Here is a 7743-nt window from a genome sequence, read left to right on the forward strand (position 1 = left end):
AAAAATAAATCCTATCGTTTCATCAAATTTTCACAGAGTCACTATATACTTAATAGTAGACGTTTCGTTGGAGGAGCAGACATGGTTTTAACTACAAAAATATATGCGATTGCGATGATTGTGATTTCTATGGTTGTCGCGCTGGCCGTCTATTACTTGATGACGGATCTCCCAAAAAAGGAAAAGAAGAAGCAGATCGATGAATTGACTTCACAAATTGTTAATTTTGTTATTTACATATGGATAGCGAAAATTCTTCTAAATCTGTCACTCTTTATCACTGACCCAATGGCAGTTTTGGCTTATCCTAGTAGTGCAGAGGCCTTTTATCTGGCTGCTTTATTCAGTGTGATTACTTTAGCCATTCAATCCTATCGGAAAAAATTACAGGTCATACCATTGATTATGACGTTTATTCCGGTATTTTTGATAAGCACTTTTCTCTTTGAATTCATGCAGTTCACTGTCATGGATGAATCATATGCGATTAGTCAAATCGTATTATCTGGGTTGTTGTTGATTGTTTTTTATTGGATTCAAGGGAAGGTATCGATTGATCTACTTATATTGATCATGCTAGTTGGATGGTCAGCCGGTATGATGGGGCTTACTTTTATGCATCCATTCGTCACCGTCTTCGATTATCTGATGAAACCATGGTTTATTGGTACGTTTTTTGTAGGGATGTTTGCACTAATTTTATTGCATCGCAGAAAGAGGGATAATTAATGGGCGGAATTGAAACAGATACATTTTTATTGGTCGGAATGATTATGGCCATTGGCGCAGGGGCGTTGTCATTTTTGTCTCCTTGTGTGTTGCCGATTTTTCCAGCATATCTTTCATATATAACAGGAGTTAGCGTAAAAGAGTTGCAAGGGAATCAAACGAGTAAAATTCGTAAGCAGTTACTCAGCCATTCATTTTTCTTCCTAGCGGGTGTCTCACTTGTCTTTATCGCACTAGGCGCGAGTGCATCCTTCTTAGGACAGTGGGCTCAACAGTTGCTTGTCGGTGAATCCGGATTGCTTATTCAGCGAATTGCCGGTGTGTTCATTATTTTCATGGGCTTTTTCGTTGCTGGTTGGATCAATATACCAACATTAATGAGAGAAAAACGAATGCATTTTTCAAAAAGACCAGCAGGATTTTTGGGAACGTTTTTTATTGGTCTTGGTTTCGCAGCCGGATGGACGCCATGTATTGGACCAATTTTCGGATCAATTTTATTGCTTGCGGCAAGTAATCCAGGACAAGGCATATTTTATACGGTCATGTATGTACTTGGTTTCATCATTCCATTTATTATTTTGACGTTCTTTCTTGGTTCAACGAGATGGATTGTTAAATATAGTGGAATCATCATGAAAGTCGGCGCAGTATTCATGATTGCTATGGGACTCGTGTTGTTCTTCGGCTGGATGCCACTGATTTCTAGCTACTTGCTTGATTTAATCGAAGGTACTTGGATGGAAAATCTAGGTTAATGGAGGTTGTTATCAATGAAAAAATGGATTTTACTTGCTGTCGTTGTATTGATGCTAGGCTATGCACTTTACGATTTTGTCATTGCCTCAGATGATTCGGCCAGTGAGGGAGACGATCGGGCAGTGATTTATCCTGAACTCGATGAACCTAACCAAAAGGTAGGAACTGGCATTAAACAAGGACAATATGCACCGGATGTTCAGTTGGAAACAATCGATGGAGAGACAGTACGTTTGTCAGACTATCGTGGTCAACCGGTCATTTTAAATTTTTGGGCAACCTGGTGTCCACCTTGCCGAGCTGAAATTCCTGATTTTCAAAAGCTTTATGACGATGAAGATCAAAACGTAGAAATTTTGGCTATTAATATGACCAATACAGAAGACAGCGTAGAAGGCGTCCAAGATTTTGTCGAGGAGTTTGAAATGACTTTTCCTGTATTGATGGATACAGAAGGAGAAGTGGCGAATCACTTTCAAATTAATGCCTATCCAACCTCCTATATCATTGATTCAGAAGGTCGTACAGCATATGTCGTACAAGGTGCGATGAATCACGATTTCATGATGCAAGCATTAGGGAAGATTGAGTAAGGCTCCTTCGTTATAATGAGCTTGAGGTGAATGCTGTTGAGCCAAACCATTTTGGTAGTTGAAGACGATCCGGTCAATCGAAAGTTAGTTAAAAATGCTTTGTTAGAAAACGGATATTTTGTCGTTGAAGCAGCAGATGGGGAAGAGGCGAAGGAAGTTTTCTTGAGAGAGCATCCTTGTATGATTATTCTTGATCTGATGTTACCTAAATTATCTGGTGAAGAAGTTTGCCAGTGGGTCCGTAAGCAAGAGCAGAATGAAGTGTCGATTATTATGTTATCAGCAAAGTCGAGTACGGAAGATAAAATCAATGGGTTGAAATTGGGAGCAGATGATTATTTGGTGAAACCATTTGTCCCAGAAGAATTGATGGCTCATGTCGAGGCAGTTTTAAGACGCACCGGTCAATTCTGTCAGAAGATTATTCATGATGGATTGTGCATTAAGCCACGTAAAGGCGAAGTGCTGTTGTTTGATGAAAAACTACCCTTAACCAAGCATGAGTTTCAATTACTCTTTTATCTTATGGAGAATCCCAATGTCGTTGTGACGAGGGAGGATTTGATTAACCAGCTCTATCCTTTTGCTGATCAAACAGTAATGGACCGGACCATTGATGCACATATTAAAAAGCTACGTAAAAAGATCGAAGAAAATCCGAGTCATCCAAAACGGATCCAAACGGTTCGTGGAATGGGCTACCAGTTTGTTGCAGAGTAACTCGGCTCGTCTCATAGATAGATAAACGCACAGGAAATTTATCCTGTGCGTTTTTTGGCTTCAATTATTCTTTAGCAAGTTTAGGCAGCTAATTCAGAATACTTCTATATTCGAAGACTAAGCGAAGTAAACTAAAAATCATACTTCTTGTCGTCTTCTTCCTTTATCTTTTGATACGTGTCAGCTAAAATCACCGTGTCCTCAACAAGCCGGTCAATCCGAAAAAAGACATCGTCATTGATGATTTTTTTCTGGTCGAAATCTTTTTCTTGGATAAATACATAAGACTGAACGACCTGAGCCTTCATGTAGCCTAAAATCGGCTTTAAATGGTGTTCAGGAATGAGAAAATGTTTCGATGTTCCGGCTGTTGCCAACATACTGACGACTTTATCCCGCAACGCATCGACTGGGAGTAAATCAAAGATGTTTTTCAGCGTCGCTGGGATGGACGCTTGGAAGATGGGTGTTCCTAAGATAATCGCGTCGGCATCCATAATGGTTTGTGTCACGTATTTTGTATCTCCATCGTAATCCAAGTAATTTCGCCCGTCGCTGAATTGAATATCATAATCTGCTAGGTCGATGAGTGTCACCGCATGCTCTGGGCATTTTTCTTTAACTGATTGAACGGTATAATCGATCGCCGTTCGTGTTTTTGAACCGACAATAGAGCCAGATAAAGTAACAATTTTCATAAGTTTAATCCTCCGTTCGCTTCGATGTATATTTTTTAATTGCCGGTATAATTTCATTCCCGATAATATCAACTTTTTCCTTCAATTGATCGAGCGTCACGCCGCCAAAATCCATTTGAGCGATGTAACGCTGATGGCCGAATAACTCATGCTGATATAAAATTTTCTCAATGATTTCCTGAGGACTACCGACGTTCAACACATCGCGTTTGTCTGCACCCTGGGCGAAATGCTGTTTGGGAAATCCTTGGCCATTGGTCAGTTTCATCCCTTCATTGATATGCGGGTAAACTTCTTGCATCGCTTTTTGTGTTGTTTCTGCAACATTGAACAATCCTGCAGTCGCAACGGGAAGATCATCTGGATTATGACCACTGTTAGCTGCTGCTTCGCGGTAAACATCGATGGAGTGCTTAAAAGAAGTTGCTGGTCCACCAAGAGTCGCCAAGAACATTGGTACACCTGCCCGCCCAGCTTTCATTGCACTACCAGGAGGTCCACCGACTGCACGCCAAATTGGCAACCATCCTTCTTTTGGTCGGGGAATCACTTTCGCATCTTGCAACGGAGCCCGATACTCACCTTCCCAATTGACCACTTCATTTTCGTTAATTAAACGAAGTAAATCGAACTTTTCTTCGTATAGCGCTTCATAGTCTCGGAGGCTATAGCCAAGCAATTCGAAATTACCTACTCTTGATGCGCGTCCGGCAATAATTTCGACACGGCCATCCGATATTAGATCAATCGTCGAAAAATCTTCGTACACACGAACAGGGTCAAGCGTACTAATGATAGTTGAAGAACTGGCGATTTTTATTTTTTCTGTCGCCTGAGCAATTGCAGCTAACACAACCGAATGTGCTTGTGTCGTGAAATATTCCTGGTGACTTTCTCCCACAGAGAAAAAGTCGATCCCAGCTTGTTCGGCCAATTGAGCCAGTTCAATGATTTCATTTATTCGTTGTTGATTAGAAATTCGTTCACCTGTATAAGGGTTTGGAATATGGTCACCCAATGTATAGATGCCGAATTCCAATCCATGATCAGGGTTAATTCTGTATTTTTCCATGGACATTGGTTACACCTCGTATCTATGTTAGTTTAGTCCTAATCATCATCCTAAAGATTAACACACATCCTTTATAGATTAGAATAAGTTTGTTTGGCGTAAGCAACTAATTGATTTTTCTGGAAATCTATTTTCTTTTAACTACATTATGGTAGAATGATTGTGTTTGATGATTTGAAACTTTCTAACGTTTTTGATCGTCTAAGATTGAAGAATGATTTTTTAAGGGGAGAGGTTATGAGTAACGTTGCATTGGAACTGACGAATGTCAGGAAGAAAATCAAAAACAAAGAAATCATCAAAGATGTTAACTTAACAGTTCGCCAAGGTGAAGTCTATGGGTTTATCGGGCCGAACGGTGCCGGTAAGACAACGACCATTCGAATGATCGTTGGACTAATGGACCTGACCGATGGTGAAATCAAAATCTTAGGAAAGAGTATTGAAAAAGAATACAAGGCTGCTGCGCGTAATTTAGGAGCAATCGTTGAAAATCCTGAAATGTACCCGTTTATGACCGGGCGCCAGAATTTACGCCATTTTGCTCGAATGTATGATGATGTGCCGAAAGGTCGAGTAGAAGAAGTCGTTGGGCTTGTTGGTCTCGATCAAGCAATTGATGAAAAGGTTAGTAAATACTCTTTGGGAATGCGTCAGCGTTTAGGAATTGCTCAAGCGATTTTACATAAGCCTGCAGTATTGATTCTTGATGAGCCGACGAATGGACTGGATCCGGCGGGTATTCGTGAAATCCGTGATTACATTAGAAGATTGGCAGTCGAAGACAATGTCGGGGTCATGATTTCCAGTCATTTGCTGTCTGAAATTGAACTCATGTGTGATCGGATCGGAATCATTAAACATGGCGAGCTTATTACCGAGCAGTCCGTGAAGGAAGTCAGTGAAGAAACGGAAGAAACCGAAATCAAGGTTATTCTGGACGTCAAAGAAATCGAAGCGGCAATCGACGTCTTGGCTGAGATGGAACAGCAAGCTGAAAAAGAGGGAAGTCAGCTTGTGGCCAAAATGACTCGCGAAGAAATCCCGCAAGTCGTAAAAAAACTTGTCGAAGCAGGAATAGCCGTTTATGGCGTGACAGGCGTCAAACCATCCTTGGAAGATCAATTCCTTGAGTTGACAGGGGGGAATATCATTGAGTAATTTCTTCAGTCTTTTATATAATGAACTTTTTAAAATTTATATTCGTAAATCTACTTGGGTGATGTACATTATTCTTGGTTTAATCGCAATTGGTGGTGCCGTTATCATTTCATCCATTGACGATGTTCAACCGACTAACTACACAGACAATTGGCAAGAAGAACTACAGGAAGAAAATGAAACACTCCAGAAAGATAACGAAGAGTTTGGTTATTCATTTAATGACGAACAGATCATGAAAAACGAATATTTATTGGAAAATGATATTCGACCACTGAATTATGGTGCTTGGCAATATACGTTAGAAAATGTAGGACTCGTAGCCATTGTGAGTCTCTTAACCATCATCATTGGCTCGAGCATTATATCAAACGAATACCAATGGGGAACGATTAAATTATTGTTAATACGTCCAATATCGAGAAATGTCATTTTACTCAGCAAATTTATGGCAATATTTGTTTTCGGATTGTTTACGATGATCTTTCTATTCCTTGTTTCAATGCTTTGCGGAGCGATCTTTTTCGGATTTGAGGGCTTTAATCCAAGCACCGTCATGATGACAGCGAATGGCATTGAATATGTACCGATACTCAATGAATTGATGTCTGAATACGGTTATCGAATCGTCAACTTGATTATGATGACTACACTAGCTTTCATGATTTCAACAATCTTTAAAAATAGCTCCATTGCCATTGGTGTTGGAATCTTCTTGTTGATGGGTGGAAACTTAATAACAGGGATCTTCTCTCAATACGATTGGTCCAAATATTTATTGTTTGCGAATTTGGACTTGAAAATGTATGAAAATGGAAATGTATTAATTGAAGGCATGACATTGGGCTTTTCAATAACCATGCTTATTGTCTACTTTGTCGTGTTTGTCGCGCTTGCTTGGATCTTTTTTAATAAAAGAGATATCGTTAATCAATAGTAATAGTAAATGAAAATACTGCTTCAGTGTTTAGATGACCTGAAGCGGTATTTTTTTGGATTGTCGGCTTTATACTTTCGATATGTATCATTATCGGAAGTAAAGCAATAATTAAGAGAATAATGATTTATTGGAAGTATACTGATTAAAATGGGTTTTATCGATTTTGGCGATAAGACTCCATACTCAGACGAAGCCAGGGTGGAGATGAATCGCCTTCGGACAAAAAATGACAATAGTCATCTTCCTTGTCCGAAAATGAGGTTATTACTTCCCAAAACACAAGCTGGTAGTCTATAATGAGAACATACGTTTTCTTGTTAGGAGTGAAGTAATCTTGCTGGTAAACAAAGCCTATCGATTTCGAATCTATCCCAATAAACAACAAGAAATCCTCATTGCAAAAACGCTTGGATGTAGCCGTTTTGTCTTTAACCACTTCTTAAGCGAGTGGAAAAAAACTTACCAAGAGACAGGTAAAGGGTTGTCGTACAACAACTGTTCCAAGCAATTAACACAACTAAAAAAGGAATTGGTTTGGTTAAAAGAAGTCGATAGTATAGCCATGCAATCTTCTCTGAAACATCTCACCGACTCCTACACGCGATTCCTCAAGAAACAGAATCAGGCCCCACGTTATAAATCGAAAAAGAACAACATTCAATCCTATACAACAAAATATACAAACGGAAATATCGCCATTTTGGATAACAAAATCAAATTACCGAAGCTAGGCCTCGTTACGTTTGCGAAAAGCCGTGAGGTTGAAGGACGAATTCTGAATGCGACGATCAGACGCAATGCTTCCGGCAAATATTTTGTTTCGATTGGGGTTGAAACAACCGTAAAAAAATTACAAAAAACCAAGTCATCCATTGGCATTGATCTCGGAATTAAAGATTTTGCCGTCCTTTCTGATGGTACGATATACAAAAACCACAAGTATTTTAGAACTCTGGAAAAGAAATTAGCCAAAGAACAACGAATTCTTTCCAGGCGTCAAAAAGGAAGTTCGAATTGGCATAAGCAACGGATAAAAGTTGCACGTGTCCATGAGAAAATCCAAAACGCCAA

The 7743-nt window shown here is 39.5% G+C and carries 9 protein-coding genes; 7 read left to right on the top strand and 2 right to left on the bottom strand.

What is annotated here, in order from left to right; all coding sequences use genetic code 11:
* Positions 1-81 precede the first annotated feature (81 nt).
* The 4 genes from FPQ10_RS09095 to FPQ10_RS09110 are packed head-to-tail and all read left to right on the top strand — an operon-like array spanning position 82 to position 2801.
* Entirely contained in the window at positions 82-729 is a 648-nt protein-coding gene (locus FPQ10_RS09095) for a hypothetical protein (protein ID WP_144163201.1), read from the top strand.
* A complete protein-coding gene (locus FPQ10_RS09100; protein ID WP_144163202.1) occupies positions 729-1487 on the top strand; it encodes a cytochrome c biogenesis CcdA family protein in 759 nt (252 codons plus the stop codon). The genes FPQ10_RS09095 and FPQ10_RS09100 overlap by 1 nt, the downstream gene beginning before the upstream one ends.
* Before the next feature lie 15 nt (positions 1488-1502).
* Complete coding sequence (locus tag FPQ10_RS09105) at positions 1503-2081, top strand: peroxiredoxin family protein (RefSeq protein ID WP_144163203.1); 579 nt, start codon at positions 1503-1505, stop codon at positions 2079-2081.
* 36 nt (positions 2082-2117) lie between these two features.
* Positions 2118-2801 (top strand): response regulator transcription factor, encoded by a 684-nt coding sequence (locus tag FPQ10_RS09110; protein ID WP_144163204.1) that lies wholly within the window; start codon positions 2118-2120, stop codon positions 2799-2801.
* Positions 2802-2932: 131 nt separating this feature from the next.
* Here the strand turns inward: FPQ10_RS09110 and FPQ10_RS09115 are convergent, their stop codons facing one another.
* The gene (locus FPQ10_RS09115; RefSeq protein WP_144163205.1) at positions 2933-3499 is read right to left on the bottom strand and encodes an NADPH-dependent FMN reductase; all 567 of its coding nucleotides are present in this window, start codon (positions 3497-3499) and stop codon (positions 2933-2935) included.
* Positions 3500-3503: 4 nt separating this feature from the next.
* Positions 3504-4571 (bottom strand): LLM class flavin-dependent oxidoreductase, encoded by a 1068-nt coding sequence (locus FPQ10_RS09120; RefSeq protein WP_144163214.1) that lies wholly within the window; start codon positions 4569-4571, stop codon positions 3504-3506.
* Positions 4572-4808: 237 nt separating this feature from the next.
* Here FPQ10_RS09120 and FPQ10_RS09125 point away from each other — a divergent pair, with 237 nt between their 5' ends.
* The 3 genes from FPQ10_RS09125 to FPQ10_RS09135 form a co-directional block, all read left to right on the top strand.
* Positions 4809-5732 (top strand): ABC transporter ATP-binding protein, encoded by a 924-nt coding sequence (locus tag FPQ10_RS09125; protein ID WP_144163206.1) that lies wholly within the window; start codon positions 4809-4811, stop codon positions 5730-5732.
* Complete coding sequence (locus FPQ10_RS09130) at positions 5725-6669, top strand: ABC transporter permease (protein ID WP_144163207.1); 945 nt, start codon at positions 5725-5727, stop codon at positions 6667-6669. The genes FPQ10_RS09125 and FPQ10_RS09130 overlap by 8 nt, the downstream gene beginning before the upstream one ends.
* A 337-nt stretch (positions 6670-7006) precedes the next feature.
* The coding region (locus FPQ10_RS09135; RefSeq protein ID WP_144163208.1) for an RNA-guided endonuclease TnpB family protein at positions 7007-7743 on the top strand (737 nt) is incomplete at its 3' end.

It is taken from the genome of Allobacillus sp. SKP2-8 (assembly GCF_007559355.1).
GTDB classification, from domain to species: domain Bacteria; phylum Bacillota; class Bacilli; order Bacillales; family Alkalibacillaceae; genus Allobacillus; species Allobacillus halotolerans.

Coding starts and splice junctions, on each gene's coding strand:
- FPQ10_RS09095 (WP_144163201.1), top strand. CDS start 82: ATGGTTTTAACTACAAAAATATATGCGATTGCGATGATTGTGATTTCT.
- FPQ10_RS09100 (WP_144163202.1), top strand. CDS start 729: ATGGGCGGAATTGAAACAGATACATTTTTATTGGTCGGAATGATTATG.
- FPQ10_RS09105 (WP_144163203.1), top strand. CDS start 1,503: ATGAAAAAATGGATTTTACTTGCTGTCGTTGTATTGATGCTAGGCTAT.
- FPQ10_RS09115 (WP_144163205.1), bottom strand. CDS start 3,499: ATGAAAATTGTTACTTTATCTGGCTCTATTGTCGGTTCAAAAACACGA.
- FPQ10_RS09120 (WP_144163214.1), bottom strand. CDS start 4,571: ATGGAAAAATACAGAATTAACCCTGATCATGGATTGGAATTCGGCATC.
- FPQ10_RS09125 (WP_144163206.1), top strand. CDS start 4,809: ATGAGTAACGTTGCATTGGAACTGACGAATGTCAGGAAGAAAATCAAA.